This is a genomic window from Streptomyces sp. NPDC006385, from assembly GCF_040612485.1.
Lineage (GTDB): Bacteria > Actinomycetota > Actinomycetes > Streptomycetales > Streptomycetaceae > Streptomyces.
The window spans coordinates 87,391-107,006 of record NZ_JBEXQG010000026.1 but is presented as its reverse complement, the minus strand read 5'-3'; the positions used below and the strand labels follow the sequence as shown (position 1 = coordinate 107,006).

At 68.2% G+C, this 19,616-nt stretch carries 14 protein-coding genes and 3 pseudogenes; 3 read left to right on the top strand and 14 right to left on the bottom strand.

The genetic code is table 11. The features are described 5' to 3' along the window. Positions 1–55: 55 nt before the first annotated feature. On the bottom strand, positions 56–2,329 hold the full coding sequence (locus ABZ078_RS21360; RefSeq protein ID WP_189906322.1) for an MMPL family transporter: 2,274 nt from the start codon (positions 2,327–2,329) through the stop codon (positions 56–58). A 74-nt stretch (positions 2,330–2,403) separates the two neighbouring features. On the opposite strand from ABZ078_RS21360, the gene ABZ078_RS21355 reads away from it, so the two are divergent. Next, a complete protein-coding gene (locus tag ABZ078_RS21355) occupies positions 2,404–3,021 on the top strand; it encodes a TetR/AcrR family transcriptional regulator (RefSeq protein ID WP_189906323.1) in 618 nt (205 codons plus the stop codon). Positions 3,022–3,345: 324 nt separating this feature from the next. Here ABZ078_RS21355 and ABZ078_RS21350 read toward each other — a convergent pair. From ABZ078_RS21350 to ABZ078_RS21340, 3 genes and pseudogenes are all read right to left on the bottom strand, one after another. Continuing rightward, positions 3,346–4,340, bottom strand: a pseudogene (locus ABZ078_RS21350) (serine hydrolase domain-containing protein). Between the two features lie 245 nt (positions 4,341–4,585). Next, on the bottom strand, positions 4,586–4,789 hold the full coding sequence (locus tag ABZ078_RS21345) for a hypothetical protein (protein WP_189906326.1): 204 nt from the start codon (positions 4,787–4,789) through the stop codon (positions 4,586–4,588). Between the two features lie 247 nt (positions 4,790–5,036). Continuing rightward, entirely contained in the window at positions 5,037–5,318 is a 282-nt protein-coding gene (locus ABZ078_RS21340; RefSeq protein WP_355274085.1) for a hypothetical protein, read from the bottom strand. On the opposite strand from ABZ078_RS21340, the gene ABZ078_RS21335 reads away from it, so the two are divergent. Beyond that, positions 5,317–6,084: a transposase gene (locus ABZ078_RS21335; protein WP_189906328.1), complete on the top strand. Its 768-nt coding sequence runs from the start codon at positions 5,317–5,319 to the stop codon at positions 6,082–6,084. The two genes, ABZ078_RS21340 and ABZ078_RS21335, sit on opposite strands and share 2 nt — an antisense overlap. A gap of 79 nt (positions 6,085–6,163) precedes the next feature. Here ABZ078_RS21335 and ABZ078_RS21330 read toward each other — a convergent pair whose 3' ends face one another. The 9 genes and pseudogenes from ABZ078_RS21330 to ABZ078_RS21290 form a co-directional block, all read right to left on the bottom strand. Then, the gene (locus tag ABZ078_RS21330; protein WP_356577361.1) at positions 6,164–7,042 is read right to left on the bottom strand and encodes an XRE family transcriptional regulator; all 879 of its coding nucleotides are present in this window, start codon (positions 7,040–7,042) and stop codon (positions 6,164–6,166) included. Further along, positions 7,032–7,490 carry a hypothetical protein gene (locus ABZ078_RS21325; protein ID WP_356577359.1) on the bottom strand — a complete coding sequence of 153 codons (459 nt, stop codon included), beginning with the start codon at positions 7,488–7,490 and terminating at the stop codon, positions 7,032–7,034. The genes ABZ078_RS21330 and ABZ078_RS21325 overlap by 11 nt, the downstream gene beginning before the upstream one ends. Positions 7,491–7,915: 425 nt before the next feature. After that, positions 7,916–8,612, bottom strand: a pseudogene (locus tag ABZ078_RS21320) (IS256 family transposase); the annotation flags it as partial. A gap of 38 nt (positions 8,613–8,650) precedes the next feature. Beyond that, positions 8,651–10,228 (bottom strand): ISL3 family transposase, encoded by a 1,578-nt coding sequence (locus tag ABZ078_RS21315; RefSeq protein WP_356577357.1) that lies wholly within the window; start codon positions 10,226–10,228, stop codon positions 8,651–8,653. Positions 10,229–10,310: 82 nt separating this feature from the next. Beyond that, positions 10,311–10,814: pseudogene (locus ABZ078_RS21310) on the bottom strand (transposase); the annotation flags it as partial. A 242-nt stretch (positions 10,815–11,056) separates the two neighbouring features. After that, entirely contained in the window at positions 11,057–12,646 is a 1,590-nt protein-coding gene (serA, locus tag ABZ078_RS21305; protein ID WP_189906330.1) for a phosphoglycerate dehydrogenase, read from the bottom strand. 147 nt (positions 12,647–12,793) lie between these two features. Then, the gene (locus ABZ078_RS21300; RefSeq protein ID WP_189906332.1) at positions 12,794–14,092 is read right to left on the bottom strand and encodes an MFS transporter; all 1,299 of its coding nucleotides are present in this window, start codon (positions 14,090–14,092) and stop codon (positions 12,794–12,796) included. Beyond that, a complete protein-coding gene (locus ABZ078_RS21295) occupies positions 14,089–15,291 on the bottom strand; it encodes a PLP-dependent cysteine synthase family protein (RefSeq protein ID WP_189906334.1) in 1,203 nt (400 codons plus the stop codon). The genes ABZ078_RS21300 and ABZ078_RS21295 overlap by 4 nt, the downstream gene beginning before the upstream one ends. A 781-nt stretch (positions 15,292–16,072) precedes the next feature. Beyond that, positions 16,073–16,417, bottom strand: a complete 345-nt coding sequence (locus tag ABZ078_RS21290; RefSeq protein WP_189906336.1) for a hypothetical protein — start codon at positions 16,415–16,417, stop codon at positions 16,073–16,075. Positions 16,418–17,015: 598 nt separating this feature from the next. On the opposite strand from ABZ078_RS21290, the gene ABZ078_RS21285 reads away from it, so the two are divergent. Next, the gene (locus ABZ078_RS21285) at positions 17,016–18,530 is read left to right on the top strand and encodes a potassium/proton antiporter (RefSeq protein ID WP_189906338.1); all 1,515 of its coding nucleotides are present in this window, start codon (positions 17,016–17,018) and stop codon (positions 18,528–18,530) included. Between the two features lie 122 nt (positions 18,531–18,652). Here ABZ078_RS21285 and ABZ078_RS21280 read toward each other — a convergent pair whose 3' ends face one another. Next, the gene (locus ABZ078_RS21280; protein WP_189906340.1) at positions 18,653–19,297 is read right to left on the bottom strand and encodes a M23 family metallopeptidase; all 645 of its coding nucleotides are present in this window, start codon (positions 19,295–19,297) and stop codon (positions 18,653–18,655) included. Positions 19,298–19,616 lie beyond the last annotated feature (319 nt).

Sequence of the window (19,616 nt, the reverse complement as noted above, 5' to 3'; positions counted from 1 at the left end):
CCGCTCCCGGCCTGCTGTCCAACGGGCAGACGCGGCCCCCAGGCTCACAACTGACTCACCGCATGGCATGCTGCGTCGGCGAGACGTCATCGGCGGAGTTGGGGGCGGCTTCATCCTCGCCAGAGGACGGGCCGTGGCTGAAGCCGATCCTTTCGTGGATGCGCCGCAACGGCGCGGGGGCCCACCAGTTGGCCCGTCCGGCCAGCCGCATGAAGGCCGGCACGAGCAGCCCCCGGATGACCAGGGCGTCCATGAGGATGGCGAGTGCCGTGCCGAGGCCGAGCATCTTGACGTGGGTGACACCGGCGCTGACAAGGGCGAGGAAGAAGATCGCCAGAAGACCTGCCGCCGCTGTCACGATCCGTCCTGTGCTCTCCAGTCCTGCCGCGACGGCGGCGCGGTTGTCTCCGGTGCGGTCGTACTCTTCCTTGATCCGCGACAGCAGGAAGACCTCATAGTCCATGGACAGGCCGAAAATGATGCAGAACATCAGGATCGGCATGGTCACGTCGATACGGCCCGTGACGGTGAAATCGCCGACCAGCCACTGCAGATGACCGTCCTGGAAGACGAACACCATCGCCCCGTAGGTAGCCGTCAGGCTCAGCAGGTTCAGCAGAATCGCCTTGACCGGCATGACGACGCTGCCGGTGAACAGGAACAGCAGGACGAACGTCAGCACCGCGATGATCAGAGCGGCGTACGGCAGAGCGGACCACAGGCTGTCCAGCGTGTCCGCGTAGGTCGCGGCAGGTCCGGCCACGAGTGCCTCGGTGCCCTGCGGCGGACCGGTCGCCCGCACGTCGGAGACGAGGTCTTGGCCGGCCTCCGAGTAGGCCTCGACTCCCGTGGCAAGGGAGAGCCAGGCGCCGTTGGAGTCGGTGAAGAGGGACCCCGCGCCCGCGGCGGGCGGCGCGATGCGGGCGCCGTCGCGGAAGCTTCCAGTGGCCGTGTCCACGCGGTCGATGCCCGACACCTTGGACAGTGACTCGGCGTACGAGGTCAAGGCTGCGTCGTCCGGCCTGCGGTCGGGCAGGACGACCTTGAGCTCCTGCCCGGCGAAGGACGGGAAGTCGGTGCGCGTGGCGGCACCCACCTGTGCCGCGGCCATGTCCTTGGGCAGCGCCCTGTCGTCAGGCAGGCCGAATGAGGCTTTGGTGAAGGGCATCACGACGACGGCCAGGGCGATGAGGACCAGGGTGAGCACCGGCACCGGGCGTCGCATGACGGCCATGGCGAGTCGGTGCCAGAACCCGTCCTCCGGGCGGCTGGGCTGCTTGCCGGAGCCGCCTCGGCGCAGCTTGGCGAGCACGTCGAACTTGTCGATCCGCGGACCGAGGGCGGCCAGCAGTGCCGGCAGGAGAACGATCGCTCCCAGCGTCGCGAAGAACACCACCGCGATGCCCGCATAGGCGAACGACCGCAGGAAGTAGAGGGGGAAGACCAGCAGTGCCGACAGCGACAACAGCACCGTGAGCGCCGAGAAGACGACGGTACGGCCCGCCGTACGCAGCGAGATTCGCAGGGCCGCGGCGGTGTCATGCCCCTTGCGCAGCTCCTCGCGGTACCGACTGACGATGAACAGCGAATAGTCGATGGCCAGGCCGAGCCCCAGTGCCGTGGAGAGGTTGATGGCGAAGATCGATACCCCGGTCACTTCGTTGAGCAGCCGGAGCACCGCCAGCGAGCCGACCACCGACACGCCTGCCACCGCGAGCGGAAGCAGCGCGGCGACGCCGGAGCCGAAGACGAGCACCAGCAGCAGGATCGTGACGGGCACCGCGATACCCTCGGCCCGGGTCAGGTCGCTCGTGATGCGCTCGGAGCCCTGCCGGTTGAACTCAGCGTGTCCGCCCGACTTGACCTCGAGCACGCCCTGATCTCCCGTGACGAGCGGGGCGACACTCTTGGCCGTCTTGAGGACCTCGTCGTCGTCTCCGTCGAGGCGAGCGAGGATGAGAGCCGAGCGCCCGTCCTTCGAGCGGAGATCGGCCGCGCGGTCGGAGGTCCAGTACGAGGTGACCTCGACGACGCCCTTCTGCTCGGCGAGCTTCTCGGTAAGCGCTTGGCCGTCGGCGACGGCATCGCCTGAGTCCACCTGCCCTGGCGCGCGGGCCAGCAGGACGAAGTTGGGGTCACCGGTGTCGAAGCGGTCCCGAAGGACCTCGACGGCGACGGACGACTCCGCGTCCGGGTCCTCGAAGCCGCCGGCGGAGAGGACCTTCATGGCCGGAGAGGCGATGGCCCCGGCGATGGCGAATCCCAGGACGGCGATGACGAGGACGAATCGGCGTCGTCGCAGTGCAAGCGACGCCAGTCGGGCAAGCATGGGTCCCCCTGAGGGCGGAGAGAAACATTCTCATGGTTGGCAAGATACTCCGAGTATGGAATATCCTCGTGGTTATGACTGTCAAGGGAAGACGCCAGGAGTACGTGGAGGCGACCCGGGCCGCACTGCTGGATTCGGCCCTGCGGCTGTTCACCGAGAAGGGCTTCGCCCAGACCTCACTGGATGAGGTAGCCACTGCGGCACGACTGACGAAGGGCGCCCTCTATCACCACTTCGCCAGCAAGCGGGCGCTGTTCGAGGAGGTCCTGGCGACGGTCAACGACCGGATCGCCGAGACGGTCATGGGAGCCGGCGCCGGCGAGGGCGGGCCCTGGGCGCGCCTCATGCGTGGGTTGGACGCCTACCTCGATGCCTGCCTGGACCTCGAGTACCAGCGCATCTGCCTGCAGCAGGCACCGGTCGTGCTGGGCTGGGAGCGCTGCCGTGAGCTGGAGGCCCGCATGATGGGCTTGCTGGACGCCATGCTGCGGGAACTCGCTGCGTCCGGGCAGACACGGCTTCAACCGAGCCCATTGCTGACGCGCGTGCTCTTCCGGATGCTCAGCGAAGCGGCCATGGTCATCGGCGAGTCCGCGGACCCCAAAGCCACGCGCAGCGAGGTCGGCGTTCTCGTACGCGAGTTGCTGCAATCCGTGCATAAGGGAAACGCCGACGTCATAGCCTCACGCTGAGGCTATCGAAACGGCTCCACCAACGAGTGGTTACTCGTCGAGCCCGCCCGCTCACAGCAGGCGTCTGGGCCAGAAGAGCCAGTCCCGACTGGGGTGCCCCCTCTGGCCCCGACACTCACATTTATGCCACGAGATCCAGCCGTTGATGCCAGCGAACCCTGCCTTGCTCCGGTGTGGTGTAGCCGATGGGCGAGTGGATCCGCTGTCCACCAGGGCGAGGGTCTGGATGCCGCCGTTGACGTTGGTCGCGGTGGTGAGGGCCCTGAACGGTGTGCCACGTCAGCCGCAGATCAAGCTAGTGCTTGCTGCCGAGAAAGCGACCTCTCAGTCTTCGCCGACCACAGCCAAGTCGTCCCCCAGAGCGGCAGCGATCTGTCCAGCGCGGGAGTGGTCCTCCAGCCGCCGTGTCAGGTAGGCACAGCCGTGGCCGTGGCGCAGGGACCACCATGCGGCCGAGCCCCCGATTCCTCCCTTGGCGATCTTGCCGCGGTCGCGGATGAAGCCGAGCGTCCACGTCAGCCGGGTACCGAAAACTTCGTCGTACCCGGTGACCTGGGGGGTGAGCAGTTCGGTGTGCAGGTCGGGGCCCAGTAGGGCGCGCAGCTTCCCGTCCTGGTCGGTGAGGGTGGAGAAGAACGCGGCCATGGCCGAAGCGGTGGTGTGCAGGTTGACCGCACCGAAGACCGACTGCCGCCAGGCGCGAGAGTTCACCCGTCCCGGGTCCAGCGCTCCGACGGGTATGCGCAGCCACGGCTCCGCGTGGAGTTGCTGCGGCCAGTCGGGCCGGCCGTATTCGAGGTCGGCCACCCGATCCAGGTGCTCCGTCGGCACCCCGAACCAGGCATCCAGTCCCAGTGTCGGCCGCACCACCTGGTTGAACATCTCCCCAGCGTCGTCCCCGCCGCGGCTCGCAGGATGCCGTCGACCAGATGGCCGTAGGTCAGGGCGTGCTCCCCCAGGGAGGCACCTGGCACGTACTCCGCCTCCGCCCGCTCGAGACTCGCCCGCAGCCGGTCATCGTCGAGCAGGTCGATCCCGGCCGCCTCAGCCGGAAAACGCGGCTGGCCCGCCCGATGCGTAAGGACTTGGCGGAGCGTGGTGTCACGCTTTCCGCCGCACCCATACCCCTTCCAATGCGCGGCCAGGGGCTCGTCCAGCGTGAGCGCCCCGTCCCTCACTGCCACCAGAGCGGCCAGTGTCACGAACGTTTTTGACAGCGAATAGGGCTGGACCAGCGTGTCCCCCTCCCACGGGTGCCGCCGGTCTGCATCGGCCCACCCCCCGGACAGCCGCACGACCTCGGCGCCGTCCCGCCACACCGACACCCCCGCGCCGCTCTCCGCGCCCTCCCCGACCAGCCGCTCGAAGACCTCTCGCACCGCCTCGTAGCCCGCCGTCGCGAATCCGCGAACCGTCACCGGGACCACCGTCCCAACAACCGGAACATCCCGTTTCCACCTTCCGCATCAGGCGCTCGTCATCACCGATCGGTAACATACCCAGGGAGGGTATGCAAGGATAGTGGATCGCAGGTCCAACATCCGATGTGCGAGCAGCGCCGCGATCAGACCCTCCGATACTCGCGGAGGCGACATGAGTACAGCAGCCTGGTCCAATTCGCAGCGGTGCGTACGGAGTTGAGGTGGTCGTGGCGCTCGCACAACGCGCGGACCAGCTCACCGGGCACGGACGGGCGGTCGCCGACGACGGCCGCCAGCTCCATGGCGGCCAGATACGGGCCACCAGGCTCGCGCAATACAACGTGCATCTCGGGCGAGCTGACAGCCAGCGGGTTGCCTCGGCGAGGACGACGGCTCCCGGATCTCGTCGCCCTCGACCGCTGGCCCGGTCTCAACGGAACGACCACTCGCCGTCCGAGGCTGGGACAGCGAATGGCCCGATGATCGTCATCCTTACTGGGTCGGGTCGCAGGTGGAAACCATGCCGACTGTTCGTGCCACACGGAGACCTGTGCCAGTGCACCGCCGCACGCTGACCCACGGCACCGAAACAGGTCACACCAGCCGGAGGACAGGTCGACTGTCGGGTACCCCGAGTAGCTGGCGCACGCGCGCCGGATGCCAGGCGAGTTCCTCAGCAAGGATCGGAATGGTCAGGCCCTTCTCCCTCTCGGCCAGCTCGTAGGCCTGGGTGAGGAGCACAGGCTGCTCACCGGGGAAGCCGTCGACAGGCTCGGCGGCGAATCCCGGCTGGTCCTCGAGCGTGCGCAGCCGTTGGTAACCCCGGCTAGAGGTTGTCCCGTAACCGGTGGGGCGGTTGGTGCGTTGGCTGGGCATGGGTGGGGTGATCTCAGCGGATGATCCGAAGTGGATCGAGCCGTTCTCCGGGCTGACCGAGTCGCAGTTCATCAGGCTGGTGGCGTTGGTGCGGCGTCGCGGTGGTGACGTTCAGCGCGGCCGTCCGTGGCGGCTGCCGCTGGAGGACCGGGTGTTGCTGGTGGCGACGTACTGGCGCACGAACCTGACGTTGCGGCAGGTGGCGCCGTTGTTCGGGGTATCGAAGTCTGCGGCCGACCGGATCCTCGATCACCTGGCGCCCTTGCTGGCCATCTCGCCGGCCCGCCGGCCGCGCAAGGACACCGTCTACATCGTGGACGGGACCCTGGTGCCCACCCGCGACCGCAGTATCGCCGCGTCCAGCAAGAACTATCGCTACTCGACCAACCTTCAGGTCGTGATCGACGCCAACAGCCGTCTGGTGGTGGCGATCGGCCTGCCGCTGCCCGGCAGCCGCAACGACTGCCGTGCGTTCACGGAGTCCGGCGTCGACCGGGCCTGCCGCGGCGCACCGATCATCGCCGAAGGCGGCTACCAAGGCACCGGCCTGCTCATCCCGCACCGCAAACGACGAGGTCAGACGCACCTCAGCCCGCAGCAGGAAGCGGAGAATGCTGTCCACCGCCGGGCCCGAGCCCGGGTGGAGCACGCCCTGTCGCGGTTGAAGAACTGGAAGATCCTGCGGGACTGCCGGCTCAAGGGCAACGGCGTGCACCAGGCCATGCTCGGCATCGCCCGGCTCCACAACCTGGCCCTCACCGGATAACTCACGCCGCATACGGGACAACCTCTAGCCGTCGCATCGGAGATCATGCCGAGTTCCCGACAGCGATAGATGAAGGACTTCACACTGATGCCCCAGACTCTGCGTAGTTCGGCGAGCCGTGCCAGATCAAGGCGGTGGGGCAGCAGGGGGGGGCGATGCTCGTGGCAGGAGTGAGGAACTCCGCGGCGAAAGCGTCGGCTTCGCGCTCTTGCCGACTGTCACCGGTGGCGTCGCCGTGCAGGACAAGGTGCCCCAATTCGTGGGCGGCGGTGAAGCGGTGCCGGTAGACGTCGTCGGCGCGGTTGGGGGTCAGTACGGCCAGAGGACGAGCGCAGCGGGAGGAAAAGGCATCGACGGTTCGGGCCGCCTCATCGGCGGCGGACGGCGAGACGACCACAATGCCATGGGCTTCCATGCGCCGTACGAGGTGGGTAACGGGGCCGTCCCCGAGGCCCCACTGCCGACGGAGTTCCCGCGCGGCTGCCGCCGGATCCTGCGGCAGGGCCAGGCCAGGATGCACTTCGCCCCCGGTAAATCCGGGGAGGTCAACGGGCGGCAACTGCACCCGTTTCTCCAAGGCGTAGGTCAGTTCCCAGATCTGCTCGGCGAAGGCGAGGGCCCGTTCCCGCTGTGCCTTAGGGGTGCTACGCAGGCTACGGAAGTGGGCCATGGAGGCGTCGAGCCGGTGGCTCGGACGGCCGGCGATGAAGAACGGCATCGGCACGTCGAGAACGTCCGCAAGGCGCGGCAAGAGGTCGGGGCGGGGCTTGGACACTCCCGTCTCGTACTGGCCGACGGCAGCGGGGCTCACCCCCAAGCGTTCGGCGACATCCTTCTTGGTCATCCCAGCCAGACGCCTTGCCTGGGTGAGACGGGCCGGGTCAAAAGCGTCGTAGACGGCCCGCGGCGTGGTGCCGCGCTCCGCCATGCCCGGCAGGAGGGGCTGGTCAGTTCTCATCGTCCTCGTGCGCCAACGGTTCGATCGGTTCCGGCTCGGTCATGGGCGGAACGTCCCGCCCCTGCTCCCCGTCAGGCCGGGCGAACAGCAGCGGGACAGGCCGCTCACCGGAGTCGAAGCTGGCGTGCTGCAAAGTGCTCACCTGCGGCGGAATGACACTGAGCCTACGCCGGGTAGGGGCGGCCGCCAGGGGCAGGGGCTCCGGCGCCGTCACCCACTCCAGCGTGCCCTCCTCGTCGACGAGGGAGACCACGCCCCAATAAGGCTTGAGAAGACCGCGCGGGTTACACGCATACGGCACGAGCACCAGCTGGGTGCCCTCCGGAAGCGACGCCAGCCGGGCACGGACCTCGACCGAGCCAGGTCCGAGGTCGGGGTGTTCGTCGAAGATGCTGGTCTGTGAGGGCCTGGGAGCGAAGGTGAACAACTCCCGGATGAAGGGACCCACGGAGGGCAGCTTCGCGCTGCGGATGGGCGTGTCCTCCGTCGAGAAGCGGAACGGGTACAGCAGGCCCCGACCAACATGCTTCTACGTCCCCGAACTGCCGAGCCACCTGCGTGTACGAGCCCGGCCAACGGGTCCAGCCGTACGGATGGTTGGTGTCGACTCCGCCCTCGTTCTGCGCCGCCCGAGCATTGGCCTGCATATCGACCAAGGCCTGCCTGAGCCGTTCCTGGACAAGCCCTACCTGCTCAGTGCCGAACAGACCAACTGCCCAGGCGGATTCCCCGTTCTTCACGTTCACCGACCTTCCAGTGCTCACACTTCAGGGCATAGATCAGAGTCGCTCCGTTCACTTTAGTTTCCCTTAACCACCTTGGGGTGTGTCCACTAGACGGCTGATCCAGTTTCTGTAGGGGGCAGTTGGCGGCCGGGGTGAGCCGGCCTTCGAAGGCGATCTGGAAGGCGTTCAGGGGTGCCTTCCAGCGCATGGTCCACCGCTTGCGGCCCTTGCCGGTGGGGTCCAGGCTCATCAGCGCCATGTAGACGCACTTGAGGGCCGCGGACTCGTTGGGGAAGTGTCCGCGGGCCCGGACGGCCTTGCGGATGCGGGCGTTGACGGACTCGATCGCGTTCGTCGAGCAGATCACCTTGCGGATCTCGACGTCGAAGGAGAGGAAGGGCACGAACTCGGCCCAGGCGTTCTCCCAGCCGGATGACCGCCGGGTACTTCTTGCCCCAGGCTTCCTGGAACTCCCCGAACCGCTCGGCCGCGGCGGCCTCGTTCGGGGCCGTGTAGACAGGCTTGAGCGCCTTGGCGATCTTGTCCCAGTCCTGGCGGGCCGCGTGCCCGAAGCTGTTCCGCAGCAGGTGAACGACACAGGTCTGGACAATCGTTCGAGGTCAGACCGTCTCCACCGCCTCCGGCAGGCCCTTCAACCCGTCGCAGACCAGCATCAGGACATCGTCGATGCCCCTGTTCTTCAGATCCGTGAAGACGCTCAGCCAGTACTTCGCGCCCTCGCCGCCGTCACCGGCACAGATCCCCAGGATGTCCCGGCGCCCTTCGGCCGTGACCGCCATCACGACGTAGATCGGGCGGTTCGCGACCTGCCCGTCCCGGATCTTGGTTCTGTCGACGATCTTGTGATCCAGCGCGGAGGTTGTCACCGTGCGAGCAAGACGCGTTTGCGAAGGAGATCGAGGCCGGCACGGCCGAACATCTGGCGTTTCAGCATCTTCAGCCGGTTGATGTTGCCTTCAACGGCGCCAGAACTATGTGGCAGGGACAGGCCGTTCTGGACGGCGCCGAAGTCGCGGCGGAGGTTGCGAGCGAAGCCCGCAAGTGGAGCCAGGGTGTCGTGCTCGACGCCGGCGATCCACTCTTCGAGCCGGTCGCCTTGGCGTGCGGTCATCATGACGGCGAACTTCCTGACGTGGCCGGTGAGCCGGTCCAGTTCGGGGTCGCGCTCACGCAGGCGGTTCAGCTTGTCGGCATCGCCGTCGTGGAGGTGTTCGGGATGGGTCATGATCCATGCGGTGACCTCGCGGACCGAGGGAGGCTTGGGGCCGACGGCGGGTGCGTGCCCGCGCCCGGTGCGGTAGCGCCGCAGATGACGCTGGACGGCCAACTCGCCTCCGGGATAGCCGAGTTTTTGGATCTCTCGGTGGAGCTGTGCGGCATTTCTTATGCCTTCGTTCCAGCGTCGGTGCAGGTAGCCGACGTACGGGTCGACGACATGCGCCCGCTGCAGGGTCTTGGCGACGACATCATCAGCGGAGCGGGCGTTGACCAGCTTGCGGACGGTGGCCTGGTGCAGCCCGAGCTTCCGGCCGATCGCCGCCTTCGACATCCCCTGGGCCCACAGCTCGTGGGCGGCGGCATGCTGCTCCCGCAGCCGGGTCACGATCTTCAGCTCCTTCGACGGCTGCACCACCTCGGGCTCCGTTTCCGGGTGGCCGGGGCCGTCTTCCGCTGCGGCAAGCGGTTCTGCCAGGTGGGAGCGGTGGGCGTTGACCGTCTTCTCAACCGCCTGGCCGAGGTTGGCCCACAAGTGATATCGGTCCGCGACCTGCTGGGCCTGGGGCGCCCCGACCCGCGCGCCCTCCCCGTAACCACTGGAGCGGTCCCGGCAGATGACCTTCACCTCGGGATGGCCTTGGAGCCAGGCGGCCAGGTCCTCGCCGTCGCGGCCGTCGTAGAGATGCAGCGGCCGGTGGGTGGCCATGTCGATCAGCACCGTGCCGTAGTGGCGGCCCTTGCGGAAGGCAAAGTCGTCGACACCGAGCACCTCAACCTCGCCGATTTCCGGCTCGGGCAGGGCCCGGACCATCCGCAGCAAGGTGTCCCTGCCCACCGTGATGCCGACCGCGGCCGCCAGGCGGGCCCCTGCCCGGCCGGCCAGCGCCAATCCGATCTGCGTCAACAGCCCGCGAAGCAAAGGGGTATAGCGGCCCTGCGGAGTCGTCAGTCCCGCGATCTGCTCGGCGAACGTCACTGCCGTGCAGGCGGGATTCTCACAGCGGAAGCGACGTATGTGTAACTCGATCACGACACCGAGACCGCCCACAGCGGCATCGCGCAGCTTGCGTACATATCCGCCGTGCACCCGCGACGAGCTATGACCGCAGTGGCAGGCCCCCGTCGTCGACCGCACGCGTGCCCGCAGTACTACCTCGTCCGGCTGTCGCTCGACCTCCTCGATCAGCAGCGCGGACAGGTACGGAAACAGCTCCAGGAGCACATCACGAGAACACCCGACGCATGATCGCGAACAGTCGGCACAGCCCGCTCAACCGTCCGGATCACAAGATCGTCGACAGAACCCGGATCTTCACGTTGGCGGCGTCCACGAACAGCACCGGGTAGACGCGGTCCAGCGGCCGGTTGGACCACTCCGCCCTGCCGTCCATCACCTTGTCGGTGATCGTGGAGATCGTGGCCTTGGACACGCTCGCGCCGTAGACCTCGGCCAGGTGCGCGGATATCTCGCCGTGGGTGAGCTCCTTCGCGGACAACGACAGCACCATCTCGTCCACGCCGGAGAGGCGCCGCTGCCGCTTCTTGACAATGGCCGGCTCGAACGTGCCCGCCACATCCCGGGGGACCTTCACCTCGACAGGACCGACATCGGTCAGCACCGTCTTCGCCCGCGTCCCGTTGCGGGAGTTGCCGCTGCCCCGGCTCTCGGCGTCATGCTTCTCGTATCCGAGGTGATCGGTGATCTCGCCCTCCAGGGCGGACTCCAGGACCCGCTTGGTCAGCTGCTGGAGCAGCCCGCCCTCCCCGGTCAGCTGCAGACCCTCGCTGCGGGCCCGGTCCACGAGCATCGCGACCAACTGCTCGTCACTCGCCGGCACGACCGCCGTCGGCTCGCTGCCCGGTATCTGCTCGATGGTGGTGTCGCTCGTCTGGCGTCTCCTTGATCATCGGATCCGCCGATCATTGAACACTCCCGACCCAAGGCCACTGGCAGTGAACACCGAACTTCGGGAGCTGACGCCCAGCGCTCGCTGAACGGCACTCTGGGCTGCTCAGCGAGCGCTGCAGTGGCCGTGGGCCACCATCTGGTTCAGTCGAGGCTGACCGTTCGGGCGGAGGTGGCGCCGATCTCCTGGGCGATTTCGCCGACAACGTCCGGCGGGACGGTGTTGTCGACGCTCAGGGCGATGAGCGCCTCACCGCCCGGTACGGAACGCGACACCTGCATGCCGGCGATGTTGATACCGGCTTGGCCGAGGATGCCGCCGACGGTGCCGATGACGCCGGGGCGGTCCGAGTAACGCAGGAAGATCAGGTGGTCGGCAACCGGGAGGTCGATGCCGTGCTTTCCCACGGACACGATCTTCTGGATGTGCCTCATGCCCGCGAGGGTGCCGGAGACCGCGATCTCCTCGCCGTCAGTGAGCGTGCCGCGGACGGTCACCATAGTGCGGTGGTCGGGGGAGGCGGAGTTGGTGGTCAGTCGGACCTCGACGCCGCGCTGCTGCGCGAACAGCGGGGCGTTGACGTAGGAGACGGTCTCTTCGACGATGTCCTCGAAGACGCCCTTGAGGGCGGACAGTTCCAGCACCTTCACGTCGTGCTGGGTGATCTCGCCGTACACCTCGACGTCGAGGCGGACCGCGACCTCACCGGCGAGTGCGGTGAAGATGCGGCCGAGGTTCTCGGCGAGCGGCAGGACGGGGCGGACGTCCTCGGAGATGACGCCGCCCTGGACGTTGACCGCGTCCGGCACCAGCTCACCGGCGAGCGCGAGGCGGACGGAATTGGCGACGGCGATGCCCGCCTTCTCCTGGGCCTCGTCGGTGGAGGCGCCGAGGTGCGGGGTGCACACGACCTGGTCGAACTGGAACAGGGGGGAGTCGGTGCAGGGTTCCGTCGCGTACACGTCGAGGCCGGCGCCGGTGACCCGGCCCTCCTTCAGCGCGGAGAACAGCGCCTCTTCGTCGACGATGCCGCCGCGCGCGGCGTTGATGATGCGGACGGTCGGCTTGACCTTGTACAGCGCCTCGTCGCCGATGAGGCCGAGCGTTTCAGGGGTCTTGGGCAGGTGCACGGTGATGAAGTCCGAGACCTCCAGCAGCTCGTCGAGGGAGAGCAGCTGCGCGCCCATCTGCGCGGCGCGCGCGGGCTGGACGTAGGGGTCGTAGGCGACGATCTTCATGCCGAAGGCCGACATGCGCTGGGCGACTAGGACCCCGATGCGGCCGAGGCCGACGACGCCGAGGGTCTTCTCGCTCAGCTCCACGCCCGTGTACTTGCTGCGCTTCCACTCGCCGTTCTTCAGGGCGGCGTCGGCCTGTGGGATGTTGCGGGCGGTGGCGATGATCAGGCCGCAGGCGAGCTCGGCGGCCGTGACGATGTTCGAGGTGGGTGCGTTCACCACCATCACGCCGGCCTGGGTGGCTGCGGTGACATCGACATTGTCGAGGCCGACGCCGGCGCGGGCGACGACCTTCAGGCGTTTCGCGGCGGCGATGACCTCGGCGTCGACCTTGGTGGCCGAGCGGAGCAGGATCGCGTCGACGTCGGCGATTGCAGGCAGAAGTTCGGAGCGGTCGGCGCCGTTGCAGTGGCGGATCTCGAAGTCGGGGCCCAGGGCTTCGACGGTGGCGGGTGACAGCTGTTCGGCGATGAGTACGACGGGCTTCGGGCTCACAGGAGTTTTCAGTCCTTCATGTCTTCAGGAGGACGCCGGCCCGGAGGCAGAGGTCTCTTGCATGGACCGGCGGAGTGCAGGCAGGGGTGACCGGCCGGAGGGGACGGAAGGAGAATCGGTCCGTCCCCTCCAGCACAGGAGGTCGTGTTATGCGTTCGCGGGCTCTGGCTGCGCCTCGCGCACCGGTTGAGCCAGGCGGCCCGTGCGGTGCAGCCCGTAGAGGGCGGCGGCGCAGGCGAGGCCGAGTGCGACCAGCGCCACCCACGGCAGCGCGGACATCCCCGCGGCCCGTGCGGCGTCCAGCGCGGCACCCGTCAGCAGGTTGCCGAGGGTGATGCCGATGCCGCAGATGGTGTTGTACAGGCCGTAGTGGGTGGCGACGAGGCGGTTGCCGGAGAGGCGGACGATGGTGTCCATCTCGAAGGGGTACGCGATCATCGTGCCGATCGCGAGGAGCAGCGCGGACAGCGCCGGCGGCACGGCCGCGAGCAACCACAGCCCAACCCCACCGTCCGGTACCGGGACCGCAGTGGCCACCAGCAGCGGAACGAACCCCAGCCCCATGGTCAGCAACCCCCAGGTCAGCGCGCGGCCCGGTTCCATGCGGGCCTTGCACCAGGCGGTCACCTTGGTCTGGAAGAGGATGGTGCTCAACCCCGAGACGGCGAACAGCACCGCCACCGCCCCCGTGCCGAACGTCCCGTCGCCACCCAGGCGCCGTACCTCCAGCGGCAGGGCCAGATAGACCTGGAACTGCATGACGTAGAAGCCGATCATGGCAACCGAGAACAGCAGGAACGGCCTGTTGGACACGATGCCCCGCCACTGGGACAGCACGCCCTCCTGGTCCTGTCCACGCTTGGCGTCGTCGCCCCGGCGGGCAGGCAGGGACCGGATCTGGACAATGCTCAGCAGAGCGAAGATCCCGGCCGCGGTAAGGCACGTGACGCGGAAGCTCACACCGGTCAGCAGCATGCCCACCAGCGGGCCAAGCAGGATCCCGGCCTGGTAGAAGACGTTGAACAGCGCGAACGCCTCGACCCGGCGTTCACCCGCGTCCGCCGCCACATAGGCCCGTACCGCCGGATTGAACAGGGCCCCGGCCAGTCCCGTCGCCGCCGAAGCGGCCAGCAGGGCGGGTACGGACTCCACGAGTCCGAGGGTCGCGAAGCCGACGATGCGCAGCACCAGCCCGGCGATGATCATGGGCTTGTAGCCGAGACGGTCGGCCAGGGTTCCGCCGAGCAGGAACATGCCCTGCTGGCTGAAGTTCCGCACGCCGAGAATCAGGCCGACCAGCCAGCCCGCCAGCCCCACGGGACCGGCCAGATACGCCGCCAGGTACGGCATCAGCATGTAGAAGCCGAGGTTGATGGTGAACTGGTTCACCATCAACAGCTGGACGCTGCGTTCGTAGGAACGGACCTGTGCGAGGGTGCTCCTCACCGGTTGTCCTCCTCAGCACCGTCGACGTCGTCACGCTGCTCGGCGGTGTCGCTGTCCCTGGACGCCTCGGTTTCCGTTTCGGATGCGTCGAGCGGAGCGGCCACGTCGTAGCGCGGCTCGGAGTCGGTCAGGGTGAGCGGGTCCACGACGTTCTCGCATCGCGTCCAGCGGGTGACCTCCTTCTCGTCCAGGCGGCCGATCACCTCCGGCTCTGGCGCGGGCGGGGAGTCGAGCAAGCCGTGGGCGGCGCAGTAGTCGTCGTCGTAGACGGTGCCGAGGTAGCGCTGCGGGCCGTCGGGGAAGATCGCGGCGATCCGGGTGTCCGCGGGCAGGGTCCGGGCCAGCCAGCCCGCCACCAGCGCTACCGCGCCAACGCTCCAGCCACCCGTTGCGTAGTGGGAAGAGGCGAGCTGGCGGCAGGTCCACACCGACTCGGCCGGGGAGACCCAGTGCACCTCACTGAAGTTGTCGTAGGCCACGTTGCGCGGGTAGATGCTGGAGCCCAGGCCACGCATCAGCCGGGGCCGGGCGGGCTGACCGAAGATCGTCGACCCGATGGTGTCCACCCCGACCAGCTTCAGATCCGGGTAGAGCTGCTGGAGCACCCGGGAGACTCCGGCGGAGTGCCCGCCGGTGCCCACACTGCACACCAGCACGTCGATGTGGCCCAGCTCCGTGGCCAGTTCCAGGGCCAGCGGGGTGTAGGCGGTCGTGTTGTCCGGGTTGTTGTACTGGTCCGGGCACCAGGAACCGGGGTGCTGCTCCATCAGCTTGGCGACCCGGTCCCGGCGCGCCTGCTGCCAGCCCCCAGTGGGGTGCGGCTCGGAGACGACGTTGACCTGGGCGCCGTACGCCATCAGCAGCTTGGACATGGACATTTCCAGGCCCGGGTCGGTGACCAGGGTGACGGGGTGGCCGTAGACCATGCCGGCCAGGGCGAGCCCCAGGCCGAGCGTGCCGCTGGTCGACTCGATGATCCGGGCGCCCGGCCGCAGGTCACCGCGGGAACGGGCCCGTTCGACCATGTGCAGGCCCGGACGGTCCTTGATACCGCCGGGATTGAAGCCCTCCAGCTTCGCCCAGAAACCTCGCCCCTCCGGGGCGAGAGGCTCCGATACCCGCAGCAGCGGGGTGTTGCCGACCAGCCCGGACAGGGCAGAGCGGGTGGGGGGTGTCATGTCAGTGGTCGGAGAATGCATTGTCCGCTCTCGTTCGATGAGGTGCGAGGGGTGTTCGCTCATCTCGCATGCGGCCCGACCAGGGCAGGGAGCAGTCCCCGCCTCCGCGGGCGGCACGCGGCAGCCGTTGCCTACGGCTGCGACCGAGAGGTCTAGATCCGCCACCGACAGACGATCGTGAGCGTCGAGCGGCCGGGCGTCGCTATCGGGTGCCTTCCTGGTCTGCGCCGAACCGGAGACAGCCCCAGGGCCGCGACCGCCGGCACTCCGGCGCCGGAAAGCAGTGAACCCGCGCGGGTCGGCGCATCCGACCCACCCTGAACCTGGGGGACCAGGGTGGGGGAGGAGCAGGACGTACCGCTGTGTGAATGCTCAGACTCACTCTCAAGTGAAGATCCGGCATCGGGCGCTGCGTCACCAGTGAGCACAACCGAAGCAAGGTGCCCATGATCCCCGTCGTGCGACAGGGCAGGGCAGTGGAAGAGCCCCGTCAGCAGTAAGGCGCCCAGCACCCAGGCCAGCAACCGGCGCGGCGATGGCGCAGCGGGCTGGGCCAGACGGGCGGGGGAGGGGGCGTTCGGCACAGGTCCTCCGTGCGGCAGCCGTCTCCAAGCCCTGTAGGGCAGGGAGGAGCAGCAACAGGTCGGCGAGCAGTGGGCGAGCGCCGTCGTCCGGTCCGTTCAGCCTGTAAGCGGCCGTGCGGGAAGTCGGGCGCCAGAATCCTTCCAAGATCGCACACAACGGACATTAGCGGTCCGTTCGCTTACGTGCGGGGAAGTGGCCGGCGGGAGGCGTGCCGAATCTAGACCTGCAGCACGATTGATGCTCTGGACTCCAGAGGTGACGGGACAGTCACCCCTGCCCCTTCCGGGGACGTCCGACGGATGTCCACCCCGTGGGGCAGCAGTTCCTCGCTCAGTGGAGAGGGGCAGGGAGCCCCGAAGGTGACCCCCTGCTGCGGCTGCCCCGGCGTGCACTCCTGTGCGGGGTGGGAGGGAGCATCGTCGTGGTCGTGCGGATCGAGCGGTGAGGCTTCGAGCGCCTGCTCACCATGGGTGACCAGGGTCGTGACCTGACCGTCGACGGCGCTCTGCGACGTGGTCGCCGCAGTGGCGTTGATGTGGCCTGCGACGCCCTCGGTGCTCACACTGTGGGCGTATACAAGGCCGAACAGCAATGTGGCCAGCCCGAAAAGATGCAGCAGGGCAGCCCATGGGCGTGTCCGCTGCGCTCCGCGGGGAGACCAGTTCGTAACCACGCCGTGATCCTAGCGTCCCCCGCGACACAACACTGACCCCTCCCTGCATCACGCGCGTTAACAAGCCATGTGCGGATTGCGGGAATCGCGCATCATGAACGAAACCACAGCAGCACTCGACAAATGGTTGCGCGACGGGCTTCGTTGCCCAGGGAGGTCAGACAGCCCGCGAGGGCATAGAGCCTGGTCGGCAGGCCTGTTGTCTGTCGGCATCGCATGAAAGTACGGATCGCCGTGTCGGAAGCTGCCCGACGGACGGACGCTGCCCCGCTCGGGCGAAACAGATTCGCAGCGGCGAGCGCGGCCTGCTGTGCCCGGATCGATGGCGCCGGCACGGTGACCTTGCCTGACCAACCTACCTGGGCCCGCTCGAGTGCCAGGCTGGTCCATCGGATGAGGAGGTTCCCGTGGCCGCCGGAGCAGCCCCGGTTCGTCCCGTCGGTGACACAGGCTGCCGGCTGCCCGATGTCTGGATCGGGGCGGCACTGTGACTCTGCACGAGATGTATCTGGTGTTGCTGGTCGGTGGTGCGGTGCTGCTGGTCAGCATCGCTGCGGCTCGCATGGCACACGGGATCGGTCTGCCTGGCCTGCTGCTGTTCCTGGCGGTCGGTGTGATCGTCGGCGAGGACGTCATAGGGCTGGAGTTCGACGACGCGGGGCTGGCTCAGTCGCTGGGCACGGCGGCGTTGGGCGTGATTCTCGTCGAAGGCGGTCTGACCACGCAGTGGACGGAGGTGAGAGAGCTGCTGCTGCCCGCCGGGGTGCTGGCCACCGTGGGGGTGGCCGTGTCGGTGGTGGTCACGGCGGCCGGGGCGCACTGGCTGCTGGGGATGGAATGGACCCTGGCCTTGCTGCTGGGTGCGATCGTCGCTCCGACCGATGCCGCGGCGGTCTTCGCGGTGCTGCGTGCCCTGCCGCTGCCGCGGAAAGTGACCGGCTTGCTGGAGGCGGAGTCCGGGTTCAACGACGCGCCCGCGGTCATCCTGGTGCTGGTCTTCAGCGCGGGGGCGGGTGATTCGCCCGACCTTGCGCACGTCGTCGGCAACGTGGTCTACCAGCTGGGCGTGGGCGGGGTGCTCGGGCTGGCCATCGGGTGCCTGGGAGCCATTGGTCTACGGCACATCGCGCTTCCCTCCACCGGGCTGTATCCGCTGGCAACCGTGGGCTTCGGTGTTGCGGCGTTCGCCGCTGCCGGGGCCGTGGAGGCCAGCGGCTTCCTCGCCGCCTACCTGTCCGGCCTGATCCTGGGCAACGCCAAGCTGCCGCACCGTGCCGCCACCCGCTCGTTCGCCGAGGGCACCGGCTGGCTGGCCCAGATCGGCCTGTTCGTCATGCTCGGCCTGCTGGTCACCCCCCGCCAGCTGCCCTCCGCGATCTGGCCGGCCGTCGTGGTCGGGCTGGTCCTGTTGCTGGGCGCCCGACCCGTGTCCGTGCTGGTCTGTCTGCTGCCGTTCCGCTTGCCGTGGCGGCAGCAGGCGTTCGTCTCCTGGGCCGGACTGCGGGGAGCGATCCCGATCGTGCTGGCCACCTATCCCACCGTCGAGGGCGTCAACGGTGCCCGTGACCTGCTGAACATCGTGTTCGTCCAAGTGGTTCTCTTCACCCTGCTGCAGGGCCCCAGCCTGCCCGTCGCCGCCCGGAGACTCGGTCTTGCCCGGCCCGGTGCGCTGCGTGATGTCCAGGTCGAAACCGCGCCGCTGGACGTGCTGGACGCCGACCTGCTCACCGTCACCGTCCCGCCAGGGTCCCGCCTCATGGGCGTGGCCGTCTTCGAACTGCGCCTGCCCCCGCCCACCGTGCTGACGCTGATCGTCCGGGAAGGCGCCACGATCGTCCCACGCCCGGAGGCCGTGCTGCGTACGGGAGACGAACTGCTGCTGGTCACCACGCCAGCCGTACGGGACGCCGCCGAACGCCGACTGCGCGCGGTCGGCCGCCGTGGCAGGCTCGCCCGCTGGTTCGGCGAACACGGCCACCCCGGCCCGACGCCCAGCAGTTAGGCAGCAGAGCTAAGCGGCGCCTATCCGGGGCGTAGTCGAACGCCCCGGCGATGCACGGGCGGATCCGCCAGGCGCAAGCAGACCCTCTGACAACAGCGCTCTGGCCCACGCCTCTGACCGCGTCAGACGGTGACGCCCTGCGAGCGCAGGAAGGCGAGGGGGTTGATGGCAGAGCCGAAGTTCGGGCTCGTACGAATCTCGAGATGCAGGTGCGGGCCGCTGGAGTTGCCGGTGTTGCCGGAGCGGGCGATGGTCTGCCCGGTCTTCACCTTCTGCCCGATCTTCACATCGATCCGGGACAGATGCGCGTACTGCGAGAACCTCCCGTTGCCGTGCTTGATCACCACAGCATTGCCGTACGCCGGTCCGTCCCCACCACCGTTCGGGCCGGCCTTGACGACGGTGCCGCCGCGCACGGCGCCGACCGGCGTGCCGAGAGGCACAGCGAAGTCCTGCCCGGAGTGGGTCGACGACCACCTGCTGCCCGTCTGGGCATAGCCGGCGGTGAGCTTGTACTTCTTGACCGGGACGGCCCACGAGGGTGCCTTCTTCGCCGCCTTCTTCACGGCGGCAGCCTGCTTGGCGGACTTCTCAGCGGCCTGGGCCGTGACCGAGCCGGCCAGCGTGGTGGCGGTCTTGCCGGTTTCCGCAGCCACCGCGGTGCCCACTCCGAGCAGCGCCGACGCTCCGAGGCCGGCGGCTATGACGGCCGCGCGAGTGCGGAGTAGGGGCGAGACGGGATTGCGGGAGTGAGTGCGCTGGGACATTCGGGATTACCTCCGGGCATGAACGGACCCGACACGCAAGCCGTGCCGGGCGGGCCGCTCCTTGGTAACCCGAGCTCCCGTGGGTGCTCAAAGGGCCTTTCTACTAGCCAAGGCCGTGGACGGGCGGTGGGATTCCAACGCGCGTTGCCCCCGCACCTTCTGCGCAAATAGCCCCAAAACGACCATCAGGCCATTGTTGTGGAGGGGCTGGGCCGCCCAGGCAAGCGGCGAACTACGCCCGTCCGGCAGCGTCCTGTCGGCTTGGAGGCTGGCACGAAAGGGCCCCTCAAGCCTTGGGTGATAAACCCTGCCTTTATCG

What these genes read in the sequence shown, in the direction of transcription:
- ABZ078_RS21360 (WP_189906322.1), bottom strand. Translation starts at nt 2,329, where the DNA reads ATGCTTGCCCGACTGGCGTCGCTTGCACTGCGACGACGCCGATTCGTC.
- ABZ078_RS21355 (WP_189906323.1), top strand. Translation starts at nt 2,404, where the DNA reads ATGACTGTCAAGGGAAGACGCCAGGAGTACGTGGAGGCGACCCGGGCC.
- ABZ078_RS21345 (WP_189906326.1), bottom strand. Translation starts at nt 4,789, where the DNA reads ATGCACGTTGTATTGCGCGAGCCTGGTGGCCCGTATCTGGCCGCCATG.
- ABZ078_RS21335 (WP_189906328.1), top strand. Translation starts at nt 5,317, where the DNA reads ATGGGTGGGGTGATCTCAGCGGATGATCCGAAGTGGATCGAGCCGTTC.
- ABZ078_RS21340 (WP_355274085.1), bottom strand. Translation starts at nt 5,318, where the DNA reads ATGCCCAGCCAACGCACCAACCGCCCCACCGGTTACGGGACAACCTCT.
- ABZ078_RS21330 (WP_356577361.1), bottom strand. Translation starts at nt 7,042, where the DNA reads ATGAGAACTGACCAGCCCCTCCTGCCGGGCATGGCGGAGCGCGGCACC.
- ABZ078_RS21295 (WP_189906334.1), bottom strand. Translation starts at nt 15,291, where the DNA reads ATGCATTCTCCGACCACTGACATGACACCCCCCACCCGCTCTGCCCTG.
- ABZ078_RS21280 (WP_189906340.1), bottom strand. Translation starts at nt 19,297, where the DNA reads ATGTCCCAGCGCACTCACTCCCGCAATCCCGTCTCGCCCCTACTCCGC.